Source organism: Streptomyces sp. NPDC087420, from assembly GCF_044744165.1.
In the GTDB taxonomy this organism is placed as follows: domain Bacteria; phylum Actinomycetota; class Actinomycetes; order Streptomycetales; family Streptomycetaceae; genus Streptomyces.
Genome location: NZ_JBIUXU010000001.1, coordinates 1 through 15752, shown reverse-complemented (window position 1 = coordinate 15752; position 15752 = coordinate 1). Strand labels below are relative to the sequence as shown.

Below are 15752 nucleotides of genomic sequence, written 5' to 3'. Positions count from 1 at the left end.
ACGGGGACGGCCTCGGCGGCCACGCCGGCCGCCGCGTCGACGGCTTCCCGCCGGTGCGCGCGGCGCATCCCGCCGTCCGGGATCGGCATGCACCTCTACACGATGCGCACGCCCCTCGCGACGGATTTCAAGGGCACGCTGGAGCGGCTGGCACGGATCGGTTACGCAACGGTCGGGGTCAGCGGCAGGCACGGGTACAGCGCGGCCGACATCCGGCGGATGCTGGACGAGACCCGGCTCAAGGCCGTCCTCGAACACGTCGGGTACGGCACGGTCGCCGGCAGCGGTCTCCCGCAGGCGATCGAGGACGTCAGGACGCTCGGCGGCCGGTGGGTCGTGGTGCCCAGCCTGCCCGCCGAGCTGCACTCCCCGGCCGGATACCGGGAAGCGGCACGGCAGTTGAACAAGGCGGGGCTCCTCGCCAGGGAGTCCGGGCTCAAGGTGCTCTTCCACAACCACGACGCCGATCACGTGGTGGTCGACGGCGAGAACCTGTACGGCATCCTGCTCAAGGAGACCGATCCCGACCTGGTCGGATTCGAGCTGGACCTCTACTGGGCGGCGAAGGGCGGGGACGATCCGGGCCGGCTGTTCGTGGAGCACCGCAACCGCTTCCCGGCGCTCCACGTGAAGGACATGGCGCCCAACGGCGGTTTCGAGGACGTCGGTTCGGGGGTGCTCGACTTCCCGGCCATGTTCGACACGGCGCGCAGCGGGGGTGTGAGGCAGTGGCTCGTGGAGCACGATTCCCCGCCGGACCCGTTTGTCAGCGCGCTGAACAGCTACCGCTACCTGTCCCGGCTGCGGTACTGAGCACGGCGCCAAGTCCCTTGTAGAAGAAGGTGGTCGGGCGCAGTGTCCCGCCCGGGTCCTCGGCGTGGCCGGGGACCACACCGAGCACGGTCCACCCCGCCGAGCGGTACAGCCTCTCGGCGGGGCTGTCCGTCTCGGTGTCGAGCAGGAGCAGGGTGATCCCGGCCTCGGCCGCCGCCGTTTCGGCGGCGGCCAGGAGGGCCCGGCCGAGTCCCCGGCCGCGCGCGTCGCGGTGGACCATGAGTTTGCGGATCTCGGCGCGGTGGCGGGCGTTGGGCTTGTCGGCATACGCCACGGCGACCGTGCCGAGGACACGGCCGCCGTCCCGGCAGATCCGTACGGACAGCTCCCCGGCCCGGACGGCACCGGCCTGCGCCCGCCACCAGGCGAGGGCGGCGGTACGGTCCAGCGGGTGCAGGAAGCCGACGGAGGCGCCGCCCGCGACGGTGTCGACGAGCAGGTCGGCGAGGGTTTCGAGGCGGTCGAGCAGTTCGTCGGCGCCCAGGGTTTCGATGACCATGCCAGGGCCGGTGGTCATGGCAGGACCACCACCACGGCGTACCTGACCGGTTCCGCCCCGAGGCACCGGAAGCGTGTCGGGCCCCACAGCCGCGTCCGCAGGCAGTCGCCCGCGCGCAGGGTGTGCGCCGTGCCGTCCACCGTCATCTCGACGGATCCGTCGAGCACCCAGACGTGCTGCTCCATGCCCGGCACGGGCGGCCGGTCGTACGACAGGTCCGCGCCCGGCCGCAGGGTGCCCTCGACCACCTCGGCCCGCAGCCCCGCCTGCGGCGGCGACACCGACCGGCGTACAAAACCGGAGGCCGCGTCGGTCCATACGGTCTGGGCGCCGGCCCTCACCAGGTGGGCGGGCTCCGTCTCCACCTCGCTGAGGAGCTGCGACAGGGTGCGCCCGTACACCGCGCAGAGCCGCCCGAGCAGCGAGGCCGTGGGACTGATCTCGCGCCGCTCGGCCCGCGACAGCGTGGAGCGGCTGACACCACTGCGCCGCGCCAACTCCTCCAGCGACCAGCCCCGTTCGCCCCGCAGCTCGGCCAGCCGCGCGGCAAGCAGCACATCGACCCGGTCGGCCCCGGGTCCGGCATCGTCTTCTCTCACATTCGGGATGATATCCCAGATCCGGGATTCGGACACGCGCCCGACCACGCGCCCGACCACGCGCCCGACGGAGAACCACGTCGGGGCCCGCGCCTCGGTGGGCGTCCCCGCTCAGTCCGCCGCGGACGCCGCGCCCAGCAACTCCCTGATCCTGGACGCCGCTTCGCGGAACTCCGCGCGGCCCAGCGTCTCCGTGTAGTCGCGTTCCGCCGGCAGTCCCACGTCGATGATCTCGGTGACCGTGCCGGGCCGTGGACTCATCACCACCACCCGGTCCGCGAGATACACCGCCTCCGAGATGGAGTGGGTCACCAGCAGCACGGTGGTGCCCGTCTCGTGCCAGATCCGGTGCAGTTCGCGGTTCATCTGTTCCCGGGTGAGCGCGTCGAGCGCGCCGAACGGCTCGTCCATCAGCAGGACCGGCGGTTGGTGCAGCAACGCCCGGCACAGCGCGACACGTTGCTGCATCCCGCCCGACAACTCGTGCGGATACGCGTCCTCGAAGCCGGTCAGCCCGGTCATCTCGATGAGTTCGTCCGCCCGCCGTCGGGCCGCCGCGGCCGGCATCCGGCGCATCTCCGCCTGGAGCAGGATGTTGCGCCGGGCGCTGCGCCACTCCAGCAGCGCCGCACGCTGGAAGACGTATCCGATGTCGGGGCGCGGGCCGCGGACCTCTTCGCCGTGCAGCCGTACGGACCCCGCGGACGCGTCGAGGAGGCCCGCGACCAGCTTGAGCAGCGTCGACTTGCCGCAGCCCGAGGGGCCGACCAGGGCGACGAACTCCCCCGCCGCCACGTCGAGCGAGACGTCACGCAAGGCGGTGACGTCGCGGTTCTTCGTACGGAAGCGGACGGAGACGCCGGACAGGCCCACCGCCGCCGTAGCGGCCGTGCCTGTCGTCGCCCGAGTAGCGCCCGCGTCGCGGAGCGTCGCATCCGAGGCCATCGTCATCCCTTCAGCGCCGTGCCGCTGTCCCAGTACTCCGAAACCGCCTTGGGGCTCTTCACCAGCCCGGCCTCGGCGAAGACATCGATCGTCTGCTGCCAGTCGGCGTCGGTGTTCACCCCCGGCGCCTTGCCGTTGGTCGCGTCGGTGTGGAGCAGGGTCAGGGTCGTCTTGAACTGCTCCGACAGGACGGTGTGCGGGGGCAGTTGCTCCGACGCGCCGTGCATCGCGGCGATCGCGGGCTCGGGCGCCTTCTCCGCCGCCGCCCACGCCTCACTCACCGCCCGGGCCATCCGGCCGGCGAGTTCGCTCCTCCCCGAGAGGATCTTCTGGCCCGCGATGAGGCCGTTGGAGTAGAAGTTCAGGCCGTGTTCGGAGAAGCGGAGGTACGAGACGGGCTTCTTCGCCTTGTCCTGCATGGTCGGGCCCTGGTCGCTGGCGTACCCGAGCAGGGCGTCCGTCTTCCCCGAGATCACCGCGGCGATCTTGCCCGCCGGATCGGTGTTCTGGATCTTGACGTCGGACTCGTCCAGACCGTTCTTCTCCAGGAAGATCGGGAAGGTCTTGCTGAGCGCGTCACCGGCCGTGCCCGCGATCGTCTTGCCCTTGAGGTCGGCCGGCGCGCTCACCTTCTGGTCCGCGAAGTACTGCACGGACGACGGCGTGGTCTGGAGGAACACCCCGAGGCTCTTCACCTTGATGCCCTGATCGACCGCGCTGAGCAGCGCCGGGGTATCGGCCCAGCCGAAGTCCGTCTGCCCGGCACCGGTCGCCTGCACCGTCTTCTGCGAGCCCTGACCCGCCCTGATGGTGAGATCGATGCCGTGCTTCTCGAAGATCTTCTGCTGCTTCCCGTAGTAGAACGGCGCGTGTTCGCCGTACGGGTACCAGTTGAGCGTCAGCGTCACCTTGTCGAGCTTCTTGCCGGAGTCGCTGGTCGAGGTCGCCGGTCCGTCGTCGCCGCAGGCGGTGACGGTCGCCACGAGGAGCAGCGGTACGAGGCCGGTCATGAGTCTGCGCGCGTGCATGGCGAGAGGCCCTTCACTGGACGGAGTCGGGCGGATCGGTACGCGGTGGGGGTACGGCGACGGGGTGCGGCTTCGGGGGTGCGGCGACGGGGGCGAGGCTCCAGGTGTCAGTACGCCGTGGTGGCGCCGACATCCCGGCGGCTGGCGTGCCAGGGCAGCAACAGCTTCTCGGCGATCTCGACCAGGACGAAGAGCACCACGCCGATCAGTGACATGACCAGCAGCCCCGCGAAGAGCATCGGCGTGTCGAGATTCCCGTTCGCCTGGAGGATCACATAGCCGAGCCCCTCGTTGGCCCCGACGAACTCACCGACGACGGCACCCGTCACGGCCAGGGTCACGGCGACCTTGAGCCCGGAGAACAGGTGGGGCAGCGAGGCCGGGAACCGTATCTTGACGAAGGTCTGCCAGGGCTTCGCCCCCATGGTCGCGGAGAGTTGGAGCATCTCCGGGTCAACCGCCTTGAGCCCGGTGACCATCGAGATCACCACGGGGAAAAACGCGATGAGCACGGCGATCAGGATCTTCGGTGTGATGCCGAAGCCGAGCCACACCACGAACAGCGGGGCGACGGCGATCTTCGGCACGACCTGGGCGAAGAGCAGGATGGGGTAGAGCGTCTTCTCGACGGTCGAGGAGTAGACCATCACCACCGCCGCCAGCACACCCACCGCGACGGCGATGACAAAGCCGAGGAGGGTCTCGTAGGTCGTCACCCATGTGTGCTGCCAGAGGTAACTCGTCTTGCCGGTGAGGACGTCCAGGGTGGCGCCCGGCGACGGGACGAGGTACGGCTCCACCAGCTCGGCCGCCGCGATGATCCACCAGGCGGCGAAACAGGCGATCAGCAGGACGGCGGGCCGCCATCCCGCGTCCACCACCCGGGCCAGCCGCTCACCCGCCCCCGGCCGGCCGCGCGCCGACACACCGGACACGCCGACCGCTCCCGGCGCGCCGAGCGCGGCGGGCACCTTGGTCACGCTCACTCCCCCGGCGGGCGCCGACGGAACACTCTCGCTCTGTAACCGGCCCGGGCTGTCGCTCTGCGCCTGACTCGGGCTCGCGCTGGGAGGCTGGCTCTGGCTCACAGTGAACTCCTCGGGTGATCCGGGCAGTTACAAGAGCTAAGCGCTTTCAGAAAGCGCTTTCTGGTACGGTGATCGCCACGCTAATGACTGCCCGTCCATACGGTCAATAGGTCGTCCCTAAATTCCGGGGGTCGAGTTGAGCGAACGGGAAGCACGCAGACCGGAACCGCACGCCGCGCACGCCCATGTCACCCTCGACGCCGTCGCACGCCGCGCCGGGGTCTCCCTGGCGACCGCCTCCCGGGCCCTGAACGGCACCACCCGCGTCCGCGAGGAACTGCGCCTGCGGGTACGGGCCGCCGCCGATCTCCTCGGCTACATCCCCAACGCCCATGCCCAGGCGCTGGCCGGCGCTGCCGGGAACACCGTGGGCGTGATCTGCCACGACGTCGGAGACCCCTACTTCGCCGCGATCGCCGGCGGCGTGATGCGCGCCGCCGCCGAGCAGGACGTGCTGGTGATGCTCGCCAGCACCTTCCGGGAACCGGCCAGGGAGATCGCGTACGTCTCCATGCTCCGCGCCCAACGGGCCCGCGCCATCCTGCTGATCGGCTCCGGCTTCGAGGACCGCGCCTGGGAACGCACCCTGGACGCCGAACTCGCCCCGTACGTCCGCGCGGGCGGCCGGGTCGCGGTCGTCAGCCGGCACCGGAGCCTGCGCGCCGACGCCGTACTGCCGGAGAACAGGGGCGGGGCGGCGGCGCTGGCCCGCGCCCTACTGACCCTGGGACACCGGGAGTTCGGTGTGCTGAGCGGGCCGCCCGCGCTCACGACGGTCGCGGACAGGCTGGCCGGGTTCCGCGAGGGGCTCGCGGAGGCCGGGGTCACCCTGCGTCCCGGCTCCGTCGTCCATGGCGCGTTCACCCGGGACGGCGGATACGCCGCCGCCCGGGAGCTGTTGGCCGGACACACCCTCCCCACCTGTGTCTTCGCGGTGACCGATGTGATGGCCGTCGGCGCGCTCGCCGCCTTCCGCGAGGCGGGGATACGGGTGCCGCGCGACCTCTCACTCGCGGGCTTCGACGACATCCCGCTCGTACGGGAGTTGACGCCCGCGCTCACCACCGTCGCCCTGCCGCTCACCGAGATGGGCCGGCACGTCATCTCGCTCGCCCTGCGCGAGCCGCGCGGAACAAGGGCGCGGGTGCTGCGGGTGGGCGGTGACGTCGTCCTGCGGGGCAGCACCGCGCCACCCCGCCCGAACCCACATGGTGGTGCCCCCTCCAGGCCCTACTCCAGTACGTGAGGGGCCTCACGGCGGTCCTGGAAACCGGGGAGCAGGCCGTCCTCCCGGCGCCTGATCTGTGACATCAGCTCCGCCGCGAACGACTTGATGGTGTCGAGGCCCGTACGGCCCCAGCGCCGGGGCTCGGTGTCGACCACACAGACCGTGCCGAGGGCCAGGCCCGTACGGTCGATGAGCGGGGCCCCGAGGTAGGAGCGGATCCCGATCTCGTCCACCAGGGGGTTGCCGGCGAAACGGGGGAAGTCGCGGACGTCTTCGAGGACGAGCGCCTTGCGCCGGACGACGACGTACGGGCAGTAGCCGTGGTCGCGGGCCATGAACCGCTCGCCACCCGTCCCCCGCGCGGTGTGCAGCCCCGCGAAGAACTGCCGGTTCTCGTCAATGAAGTTGACCATCGCGTACGGGGCGCCCGTCATCTGCGCCAACTGCTGCGCGAAGGCGTCGAAGGCGGGCTCCGACCGCTCGCCCAGCCCGAGCCGCCGTAGTCGCAGCACGCGGTCGGGCGCCTCCTGGTCGACGGGCGTGAGCAGCAGGCGGGCGATCGGGTCGTACCTCATGCGGGTGCTCCGTCGCTCGGGAACATCAGGGGCAGCGGCGTCATTCGGCGTGCTCGGGGGCGGGGTCCGGAGCTGACATCGGCCTCGGGATGGGCGTAAGGCTCAGGCCCACGGCGGCACTTGGACTCGGGGCGGAACCCGTACCCGGGACAGAATCCGTACTCGGGACAGAATCCGCGCCCGGCGCGGGACTCGCGCCGACCGTCGCCGTGAGCAGATGCTGGACGAGCGTGACCAGCGTCTGGATCCCGGAGCTGGCGATCCGCGCGTCGCACAGCACGATCGGCACCTCTGGTCTGAGGTCCATCGCCGCCCGTACCTCTTCCGGTTGGTAGCGGTACGAACCGTCGAACTCGTTGACGGCGACCACAAATCCGATGCCGCGCTGCTCGAAGAAGTCGACGGCGGAGAACGAGTATTCGAGCCGCCGCGTGTCCGCGATGACGATCGCGCCGAGCGCACCTCTCGACAACTCGTCCCACATGAACCAGAAACGCTCCTGGCCCGGCGTCCCGAACAGGTAGAGCACGTGCCGCTCGTCCAGGGTCAGCCGCCCGAAGTCCATGGCGACCGTCGTGGACGTCTTGGCCTCAACCCCGGTCAAGTCGTCCGTGGCCGCGCTGACTTGCGTGAGTAACTCCTCCGTACTCAGCGGCGCGATCTCGCTCACCGCCCCCACGAAGGTCGTCTTGCCGACCCCGAACCCGCCCGCGACCAGGATCTTGAGGGCGGTGGGAAAGGATTCGGAGCTGAAGGATTCAGAGCTGTCGTCGTAGGCCATCGAGCACTGCCTCCAGCAGGGAAACGTCGGTGGGATGGTCGAAACTGTCCGGTGGCCGGGCGGTGATCGCCCCGCAGTCCACCAGGTCGGAGAGCAGCACCTTGGTGACGGTCGCGGGCAGCCGCAGATGCGCCGCGATCTCCGCCACGGAGGTCGGTCTCTGGCAGAGACCCACGGCCTGGCCGTGCTCGGGACCCAGGTGCGCGTCCGGCACCGAGCCCGTGGACATCACCAGCGTCAGCAGGTCCAGGGCCGTCGTCGGCCGCGTCCTGCCCCCGCTCACGGTGTACGGACGGATGAGCCGGCCGGCTGCCTCGTCCAGCCACGGCCCGTCCGTCGTGGCCGACACGCTCACAGCCCCCCCGTGGCACTCTGCGTCGTACTCGCCACTTGTCTCAGGGGGGTGATCAGGTACGGCCGTACGCTCTTGACCAGCATCGCCATCTCGTAGCCGAGGACGGCGGCGTCGGCGTCCCGGCCGGCCAGCACGGCGAGACAGGTGCCCGAGCCGGCCGTCGAGACGAAGAGCAGGGTGGAGTCGAGCTCGACCACGACCTGGCGGACCTCACCGCCGTCGCCGAACCGGATCCCGGCGCTCCGGCCGAGCGAGTAGAGGCCGGAGGCGAGGGCGGCCATGTGGTCCGCGCTGTCGGCGTCCATGCCGTGCATGGACCTCACCAGGCCGTCGGAGGAGAGCAGCACCGCGCTGCGGGTGTACGGGACACGCTGGACCAGACCGCTCAACAGCCAGTCGAGGTCGGAGACATGGCCGGTCGGCACATCGCTCGCCATGGTGCATCTACTCCTTGGAGGTGGTGTCGTGGCGCTGCGGTTCCGGCTGTTCCGGGAGCGGGTCCGACAGAGGGTCCGGCAGGGGCGCCGACAACGGATCCGGCAGCGGGTCGGACGAAAGGCCGGGCAACGGGCCCCGCAAGGGCGCCGGCAACGGGTCGGACAACGGATCCGGCAACGGGTCCGGCAACGTGTCCGGCAACGTGTCCGGCCCGGAATCCCGCAGCGGCTGGGATTCGGCGAGGTCGATGCCGCGCTGGAAGGCCGCCATGAGACCGGGGTCATGCAGGACCGGTTCGGCGGCGGGTGCCGGGGCGGGCCGGTCCCGCAACTGCGGGACGAGGTGCTCCTGCCCCCGGCGCCGGGGCAGTTGGGGCCTGCTCGCGGTGGAGTGGAGGGTGCCGTCGGCGGCGGGCTCGGACGACGGGTAGGTCAGCACGCGCGGCGCGATCCTGGCACCGGAGGGGGTGGCGGAGGGGTCCGCGCCGCCGGCCGGCTGCGGCCGGGGGTGCGTGACGCCGGGGCGCGCGGCGGCCGGCGTGGGGCGGTCGGGTCGCTCGCCACGGACGGGCAGCGGGGCGGGGGCGCCGGTCCCGGCCGCGCGGTGCGAGGGGCGCGGCGGTACCTCGTACGTCCGGTGCCGAGCCTGGGGTACGGGCGAGGGCGCCGGGGCAGCCGCCGGGGGCGGGGGTACGGGAGCCGGCGCGGACCGGAGGTCCGGGACCGTGCCCGCCACGCCCGAACCCGCACCCGAACTCGCACCCGCGCCGCCGGCCCCAGCCCGCCCGTCAAGCCCCGACGGATCCGCGCCCAGCAACGCCTGGGGCAGGACGAGCACCGCCTGGATCCCGCCGTAGATGTTGGACTGCAACCGGACCGCGATGCCGTGCCGGCGCGCCAGCGCGGAGACGACGAACAGGCCGATGCGCCCGTCCTGGAGCAGGTGCGCGACATTGACCTGGTCGGGGTCGGCGAGCAGCCCGTTCATCTTCTTCCGCTCGTCGGTGGCCATCCCGAGCCCGCGGTCCTCGACCTCGATGGCCAGACCGGCCGTCACATACTGCACGCGCAGCAGGACTTGGGTGTGCGGGGCGGAGAACAGGGTCGCGTTCTCGACCAGTTCGGCGAGCAGGTGGATCACGTCGGCGACGGCGTGGCCGCGCAGCGTGCCGTCGATCGGTGGCACCAGTTTGATCCGGGGGTACTGCTCCACCTCGGCGATCGCGGACCGCAGCACCTCGGTCATCGTGACCGGCTTGCTCCACTGCCTGCGGGAGATCGCGCCGCCGAGGACGGCGAGGTTCTCCGCGTGCCTGCGGATGCGGGTCGCCAGATGGTCGACGTGGAAGAGGCCCTTCAACAGCTCCGGGTCCTCGACCTCGTTCTCCAGGTCGTCCAGCAGCTGGATCTCACGGTGCACCAGGGACTGGAGACGGCGGGCGAGGTTGACGAAGACCTCGACCTTCTGCTCGTTGCCGACGCTGCTGGAGAGCCGGGAGGCCTGCACGACGGTGGTGACAGCCGTCTCCTGGGACCGTCTCAGTTCCTCCGCGAGCAGGTCGAACTCGTCCCCGCCGACAACGGCGGGCGGTGGCGTACGGCGCGGGGGCACGCGCTCGCCACGCCTGAGCTGCTCCACGACGGCGCGCAGGTCGGCCTGTCCGCGCGCGCTGGAGCGGCGCAGGGCGTTGCAGCGGTCGATGAGCGACCGCGCGGTGCGTTCCGCGCCGAGGGCGGCCGCCGCGACGGCGGCGAAGGCGACCAGCGCCGTACCGAACAGGGCGGCCCAGACCTCGGTGGTGGGCTCGGCCGCGGTGGAGCGGAAGGTCAGGACCACGGCGGCCGCACCGCTCAACGCCGCGATTATCGCGGGCAGAACGGCGGTGCGCAGGAGTTGGGGACGTATACGGGCGTCCGGTGGTGCGGGCCTGTTCTGCCGGCCCGGGGAGGGCAGGGAACGGGCGCCCGGCCGGCCGTGCCGCCCGCCTTCGCGGCGGTCCGGCCGCGCGGCGGGTGCGCGAAGTTGAGACATCAGTGTCCTCGGTACGTGGGGCCCCAGGAATCGGCGTTGCTGGTGGTCGGCTGCGGCGCCGACGGCGGGTCCGGCGCATGCCGCCCGAGCCCTCCGTTGATCACCGCGCACTCACAGTAGTCGCCAAGAGTTCGGGCGCGGTGGACAGTTGAGGAAGTTGCCCACAGAGCATCCCGCTCTGGTATGAGGCATCGCACACCAGCACGAATGCCACGCGCCCCACGAGGGGTCCCGCCGAACGCCCGCTCTACTCGCTCGGGTCCGGCCACGTGGGGGGTGTCGTCTGCCCGGAGGGCAGGATCACCGAACGGGTCAGATGACGCGGCCGGTCCGGGTCGAGACCGCGCAGGTCCGCCAGGGCGAGTGCGAGGCGCTGGATCCGTACCAGCTCGGCCAGCGGGTCGAGCCGGCCCGCCACCCACAGCCCGCCGGTGGCCGCGACCTGCTCGGCGAGACCGTCGGGGGCCGGCCCGATGATCCACGTGGCGGTGCCGGCGGTGGTGATGCTGATGGGTCCGTGGCGGTACTCCATGGCCGGGTACGCCTCGGTCCACGCGAGGGCCGCCTCCCGCATCTTGAGCGCCCCTTCCTCCGCGAGGCCGACGGTCCAGCCCCGGCCGAGGAAGGTGAACTGGGTGCAGTCCACAACACCCACAGGAAGGGGCTCGGCAAGAGCCGTCCTCGCGTCCGCGACGGCGGCATCGGTATGCAGCCCGAGGTGGGCGCGAAGCAGCGTCAGAGCGCTGGTGGCGAACCGCGTCTGGACGACGGACCGTTCGTCGGCGAAGTCGAGCACGATCAGATCGTCCGCAGCGGTACGGACCGGCGTCCGGGGGTCGGCGGTGATCGCGGTGGTACGGGCGGAACCGCGCACGCCCGCGAGCAGGCGCAGCACCTCGGTGGTGGTGCCGGAACGGGTCAGGGCGACGATCCGGTCGTACCGGCGCCCGGCGGGGAACTCGGACGCGGCGAACGCGTCGGTCTCCCCCAGCCCGGCCCCCTCCCTGAGGGCGGCGTACGCGCGCGCCATGAAGTAGGAGGTGCCACAGCCGACGACGGCCGTGCGCTCTCCAGGGGCGGGCAGCTCTTCCTTGAGCCCGTCGGCCAGCGCGGCCGCCCGGGTCCAGGATTCGGGCTGGTCGGCCAGTTCCGTTTCAACAAAGCTCATCGTCTCTCCCACTATGATTGTTTCTGCATGCTAGATGACACTTCCAATCAAAACCAAGCAACAAAGGGGATGCGGTGAACCGGCATGAACGGCACACGGCGCTGCTCGACCTCCTGGCCGAGCGGCATCAGCTGGAGGTGGAGGCGGTCGCCGCCGAGCTGGGCGTGTCCGTGGCGACCGTCCGCCGCGACCTCGACCACCTGGGCGAACAGCAGCTGCTGACGCGGACGCGCGGCGGAGCCGTGGCGCACTCGGTGTCGTACGAACTACCCCTGCGCTACCGGGCGGTACGCCACGCCTCCGAGAAGGAACGCATCGCGCGAGCCGCCGCAGCTCTGGTCCACCGGGGCATGGTGGTAGGCCTCAACGGCGGGACAACAACATCGGAAGTGGCAAGGACACTGGCGACCCGCAGCGACCTGACAGGCAGCGCCGCCGACCCGGCACTCACGATCGTCACGAACGCGCTCAACATCGCACACGAACTGGCGGTCCGCCCGCACATCAAGATCGTGACAACCGGCGGGGTCGCGATGCCACAGTCGTACGAACTGGTGGGCCCCCTGGCCCGCCACCTCCTGGACGAGATCAGCCTGGACATGGTCTTCCTGGGCGTGGACGCAGTGAACGCGGAAACAGGCGCGGCCGCACAGGACGAACGCGAGGCACAGGTCAACGCACTGCTGGCAGCACGGGCACAGCGGGTCGTAGTAGTGGCGGACCACTCAAAACTGACCACCCGAGCATTCGCCCGAATCTGCCCCCCAGAAACCATAAACACCCTGATCACCGGCACAGAGGCAAAACCCCTGACGGCACCGTTCCAGGAACACGGAACAAGGGTCATCCACGCCTGATTGATTACCCGCGCCCATCCCCCCCCCCAGAAGACACAGACCCGCGCACGGTACCTACGCCCCTGAGGTTCTGTCAGCAACCACAGAAAGCCAGCCACGACGGCGGGTGCGACGACCAATCACCCGCCACGTGTGCCTCGCTCAACCCCGCACCGACACCAGCCAAGCAATCTCCGTCGTCACAACCCCGGCCACACACCAGGCCCGGCCGTCACCCCAGCACAGAAGCCCCGCCAGGAAAAACCAGGACGGGGCTTCTGGGAGAGTGCACAACCGGTCGCCGCGAGGGTACGGCTGTCAGCTCTTGGCCGACGAAGCCGTCTCGGCAGTCCCGGCCTTCTCCGGCGCGCCGGCGCCGGCCTCCGCTTCGACGTCGCCCGCCGCCACCACAGCCGCCGGCCACCCCCCGGACGGTGTCACCGCCACCGGACGCCACCAGGGCGTAGTCGGAACCACATCACTGCCCGGCTCGAAGGGCTCACCAGGTCGGGGCAACGCGATGTCAGCGCCCGCCTCCGCCGCCGCCGCGATCGTGCCTTCGCCGGGCTCGGACCACGGGTGGGGGGCCAGGTTGAAGGTGCCCCAGTGGATCGGCAGCATCACACCCGACGGGCGGCCGCCCTGGAGGTCTAGGTGGGCCTGGATGCCCTCGGCCGGGGTCATGTGGATGTCGGGCCAGTACTCGCTGTACGCACCGATCTGGATCATGGTCGCGTCGAAGGGGCCGTGTTCCGTCCCGATGTCCTTGAAGCCGGGGAAGTAGCCCGTGTCGCCGCTGTGGTAGACCCGGTGCTCGGGCCCGGCCGCGACCCAGGACGCCCAGAGGGTGACCTGCTGATTGCGCAGGCCCCGGCCGCAGAAGTGGCGCGCGGGGGTGGCGGTCAGGTTGATCCCCGCGACCTCGGTGGTCTCGTTCCAGTCCAGCTCGCGCAGGCGCGACGCGGGCACGCCCCACTTCTCCAGGTGCGCGCCGACGCCGAGCGGGACGGCGAAGACGGTGTCCGTGGAGACGAGCGCCTTGATCGTGGGCAGATCAAGATGGTCGTAGTGGTCGTGCGAGATCACGACGACATCGACGGGACCGAGCGACGCGAGCGGTACGGGCACGGGGTGCAGCCGCTTGGGCCCCGCGAACGCGAACGGCGAGCACCGGTCGCCCCAGACCGGGTCGAAGAGCACGCGCCGCCCGTCGATCTCGGCGAGCACACTCGAATGGCCCATCCAGGTGACCCGCAGGCCGGAGGCCGGAGGCGTCGCCAGCTCGGCGAGGGTCGTCGGATATACGGGGATGGTGCCGGCCGGGGCACGCAGGGCCCTCGACTCCTTCTCCAGGTACGTCTTCGCCAGCTCCTTGCCGACACCGGACGGCCTGATCCGGGCACCCACCGGGTTCTGGAAGACGCCGTCGGCGAAGTTGGGCGAGCTGAGGATCCGCTCCAGCCGCTTCCCCGCCGAATCGGCCCCGAAGGCCGCGGGTCGCAGCGAGCGCAGCCGGGAGCGCAACGAAGGGGGAGAAACAGCGCCTGTCACAGCACCTCCTGGAGGTTCGGTGTCGTCCCCATTATGGCCGGGGCCGTACGTCCGTGCGGGTCGAGCGGGACAAGGCATCCCGCGCACCCGAACACGCGTGTGCAACGTCCACGCTGCCCCCGGGATTCCCCGGCACGCCTCGGATCCGGAATCAAAATCGACTCTTTGACAAGCGCGGCCGCCCTGCCGATACTGACTGGCCATTCAGTACACCGTCACTCACTCCACCCTCACACCCTCCGCAGATTCCGCAGACTCCGACGACTCCGAAGGAGTCCGCCCCGATGTCCGCGCCCACCCCGCCGCCCGACCTCACAGCCCCGCTGATCTCCCTCACCTGGACGGACCATGTCACCGGCCGGCAGGGCCACCTGGTCGTGGACCGGCTGGTTCGGGGAGTCGCCAGCGGCGGTCTGCGGATGCGCCCGGGGTGCACGCTCGACGAGGTGGCCGGGCTGGCCCGCGGGATGACCATGAAAGAGGCCCTGCACTTCGACGCGGACGACTCCACGGTGTCCTACGTGCCGCTGGGCGGGGCCAAGGGCGGCATCGACTGCGATCCGCGCGATCCGGAGGCGTACGGCGTGCTCGTCCGCTATCTGCGCGCCACCCGCCCGTACATCGAGCGGTTCTGGACCATGGGTGAGGATCTGGGGCTGACGCAGGACACCGTGGACCGGGCCGCCGCCGAGGCGGGTCTCGTCTCGACCGTCCAGGCGATCCATCCGCTGCTGGACGACGAGACCGCGGCGCGCCGACGCCTCGCGGACGCGTTCTCCGTGGAGGTCGACGGGATCGGTCTCGCCGAACTGGTCGGCGGCTGCGGGGTCGCCGAGGCGGTCCTCGCCGTGCTCGACCGGTCGGGGACGCCGTACGCCGGGACACGCGTCTCCGTGCAGGGGTTCGGCACCATGGGCGGGGCCACGGCGCGGTTCCTCTCCCGGTCCGGGCTGCGGATCGTCGCGGTGGCCGACGTGAAGGGGACCCTCGCGCATCCCGACGGGCTGGACGTCGAGACGCTGCTCGCGGCGCGGGACGCGTACGGCACGGTGGACCGCACCGCCCTGCGCCCCGGCGACCGTGAACTGCCCGCCGACGCCTGGCTGTCCGTGGACGCGGAGGTGCTGGTCCCGGCGGCGGTGTCGTATGCCGTGGACAGCGTCAACCAGGCCGCGATAGGCGCCCGTTGGATCGTCGAGGCGGCCAACATGCCGGTCCTGCCCGAGGCCGAGGAACTGCTCGCGCGGCGCGGCATCACCGTCCTGCCGGACGTTGTCGTCAACTCCGGTACAAACGCCTGGTGGTGGTGGACCCTCTTCGGAGACGTACGCCCGGAGGCGGACGACGCCTTCGCCCGCGTCCGCCGGGCCATGCGTGCACTGATCGATCTGATGCTGGAGCGCGCGGCGGCGGACGGGACAACCCCGCGCGCCGCCGCGCACGCCCTGGTGGCCGACCGGCTGCCGGTCATCGCGGAGCGGTACGGCTGGTACGGGGAGGGGCGGCCAAATCGCCTGAGCGAGGCCTAGGGGGTGTCCGCGAAGTGGCGTCGTTCGCCCGAAGGGCGTGGCCCGCGGCGTCTGGTGCGTGCGATCGCAAGGCGGAGGACCGAGCGTGTACTGGATGTACTCGCTCGGTCCGACAACGCCACGAGCGCCCGTGCCAGGGCGTCGCGAGCCAGACGCCACTTCGCGGACACGCCCTAGTCTTCTGAGTCAGGAATTCTGTTCAGATATGAGGCGAGGCGTTCGAGGATCTCGTCCGCGGTCTTGGTCCAGATGTAGGGCCTGGGGTCG

At 71.0% G+C, this 15752-nt stretch carries 15 protein-coding genes and 1 pseudogene; 4 read left to right on the top strand and 12 right to left on the bottom strand.

Going from position 1 to position 15752, the window contains the following annotated elements; all coding sequences use genetic code 11:
• Positions 1–87 precede the first annotated feature (87 nt).
• The gene (locus ACIO1C_RS00080) at positions 88–813 is read left to right on the top strand and encodes a sugar phosphate isomerase/epimerase family protein (protein ID WP_401857947.1); all 726 of its coding nucleotides are present in this window, start codon (positions 88–90) and stop codon (positions 811–813) included.
• Here ACIO1C_RS00080 and ACIO1C_RS00075 read toward each other — a convergent pair.
• From ACIO1C_RS00075 to ACIO1C_RS00055, 5 genes are all read right to left on the bottom strand, one after another.
• Positions 767–1351 (bottom strand): GNAT family N-acetyltransferase, encoded by a 585-nt coding sequence (locus ACIO1C_RS00075; RefSeq protein WP_401856691.1) that lies wholly within the window; start codon positions 1349–1351, stop codon positions 767–769. The genes ACIO1C_RS00080 and ACIO1C_RS00075 overlap by 47 nt on opposite strands.
• A complete protein-coding gene (locus tag ACIO1C_RS00070) occupies positions 1348–1932 on the bottom strand; it encodes a helix-turn-helix domain-containing protein (protein ID WP_401856689.1) in 585 nt (194 codons plus the stop codon). The genes ACIO1C_RS00075 and ACIO1C_RS00070 overlap by 4 nt, the downstream gene beginning before the upstream one ends.
• Positions 1933–2043: 111 nt before the next feature.
• The gene (locus ACIO1C_RS00065) at positions 2044–2883 is read right to left on the bottom strand and encodes an ABC transporter ATP-binding protein (RefSeq protein WP_401856687.1); all 840 of its coding nucleotides are present in this window, start codon (positions 2881–2883) and stop codon (positions 2044–2046) included.
• Positions 2880–3905: an ABC transporter substrate-binding protein gene (locus ACIO1C_RS00060; protein WP_401856685.1), complete on the bottom strand. Its 1026-nt coding sequence runs from the start codon at positions 3903–3905 to the stop codon at positions 2880–2882. The genes ACIO1C_RS00065 and ACIO1C_RS00060 overlap by 4 nt, the downstream gene beginning before the upstream one ends.
• Before the next feature lie 107 nt (positions 3906–4012).
• Positions 4013–4885, bottom strand: a complete 873-nt coding sequence (locus ACIO1C_RS00055) for an ABC transporter permease (protein ID WP_401856683.1) — start codon at positions 4883–4885, stop codon at positions 4013–4015.
• A gap of 244 nt (positions 4886–5129) precedes the next feature.
• On the opposite strand from ACIO1C_RS00055, the gene ACIO1C_RS00050 reads away from it, so the two are divergent.
• Positions 5130–6239, top strand: coding sequence for a LacI family DNA-binding transcriptional regulator (locus ACIO1C_RS00050; protein WP_401856681.1), 1110 nt, complete (start codon positions 5130–5132; stop codon positions 6237–6239).
• Here ACIO1C_RS00050 and ACIO1C_RS00045 read toward each other — a convergent pair.
• The 6 genes and pseudogenes from ACIO1C_RS00045 to ACIO1C_RS00020 form a co-directional block, all read right to left on the bottom strand.
• Positions 6224–6796: a GAF domain-containing protein gene (locus ACIO1C_RS00045; protein WP_401856679.1), complete on the bottom strand. Its 573-nt coding sequence runs from the start codon at positions 6794–6796 to the stop codon at positions 6224–6226. The two genes, ACIO1C_RS00050 and ACIO1C_RS00045, sit on opposite strands and share 16 nt — an antisense overlap.
• A gap of 178 nt (positions 6797–6974) precedes the next feature.
• Positions 6975–7577, bottom strand: a pseudogene (locus ACIO1C_RS00040) (GTP-binding protein); the annotation flags it as partial.
• Positions 7555–7926, bottom strand: coding sequence for a DUF742 domain-containing protein (locus tag ACIO1C_RS00035; RefSeq protein WP_401856677.1), 372 nt, complete (start codon positions 7924–7926; stop codon positions 7555–7557). The gene ACIO1C_RS00035 and the pseudogene ACIO1C_RS00040, both read right to left, overlap by 23 nt.
• A gap of 2 nt (positions 7927–7928) precedes the next feature.
• Entirely contained in the window at positions 7929–8369 is a 441-nt protein-coding gene (locus tag ACIO1C_RS00030; protein WP_401856675.1) for a roadblock/LC7 domain-containing protein, read from the bottom strand.
• 7 nt (positions 8370–8376) lie between these two features.
• Entirely contained in the window at positions 8377–10401 is a 2025-nt protein-coding gene (locus ACIO1C_RS00025; protein WP_401856673.1) for an ATP-binding protein, read from the bottom strand.
• A gap of 247 nt (positions 10402–10648) precedes the next feature.
• A complete protein-coding gene (locus ACIO1C_RS00020) occupies positions 10649–11569 on the bottom strand; it encodes an SIS domain-containing protein (RefSeq protein ID WP_401856672.1) in 921 nt (306 codons plus the stop codon).
• 74 nt (positions 11570–11643) lie between these two features.
• Here ACIO1C_RS00020 and ACIO1C_RS00015 point away from each other — a divergent pair, with 74 nt between their 5' ends.
• Positions 11644–12426 carry a DeoR/GlpR family DNA-binding transcription regulator gene (locus ACIO1C_RS00015; protein WP_401856670.1) on the top strand — a complete coding sequence of 261 codons (783 nt, stop codon included), beginning with the start codon at positions 11644–11646 and terminating at the stop codon, positions 12424–12426.
• A 297-nt stretch (positions 12427–12723) separates the two neighbouring features.
• Here the strand turns inward: ACIO1C_RS00015 and ACIO1C_RS00010 are convergent, their stop codons facing one another.
• The gene (locus tag ACIO1C_RS00010; protein WP_401856669.1) at positions 12724–13956 is read right to left on the bottom strand and encodes an MBL fold metallo-hydrolase; all 1233 of its coding nucleotides are present in this window, start codon (positions 13954–13956) and stop codon (positions 12724–12726) included.
• Between the two features lie 284 nt (positions 13957–14240).
• On the opposite strand from ACIO1C_RS00010, the gene ACIO1C_RS00005 reads away from it, so the two are divergent.
• Complete coding sequence (locus tag ACIO1C_RS00005) at positions 14241–15485, top strand: Glu/Leu/Phe/Val dehydrogenase dimerization domain-containing protein (RefSeq protein ID WP_401856667.1); 1245 nt, start codon at positions 14241–14243, stop codon at positions 15483–15485.
• The last annotated feature ends 267 nt before the right edge of the window (positions 15486–15752 follow it).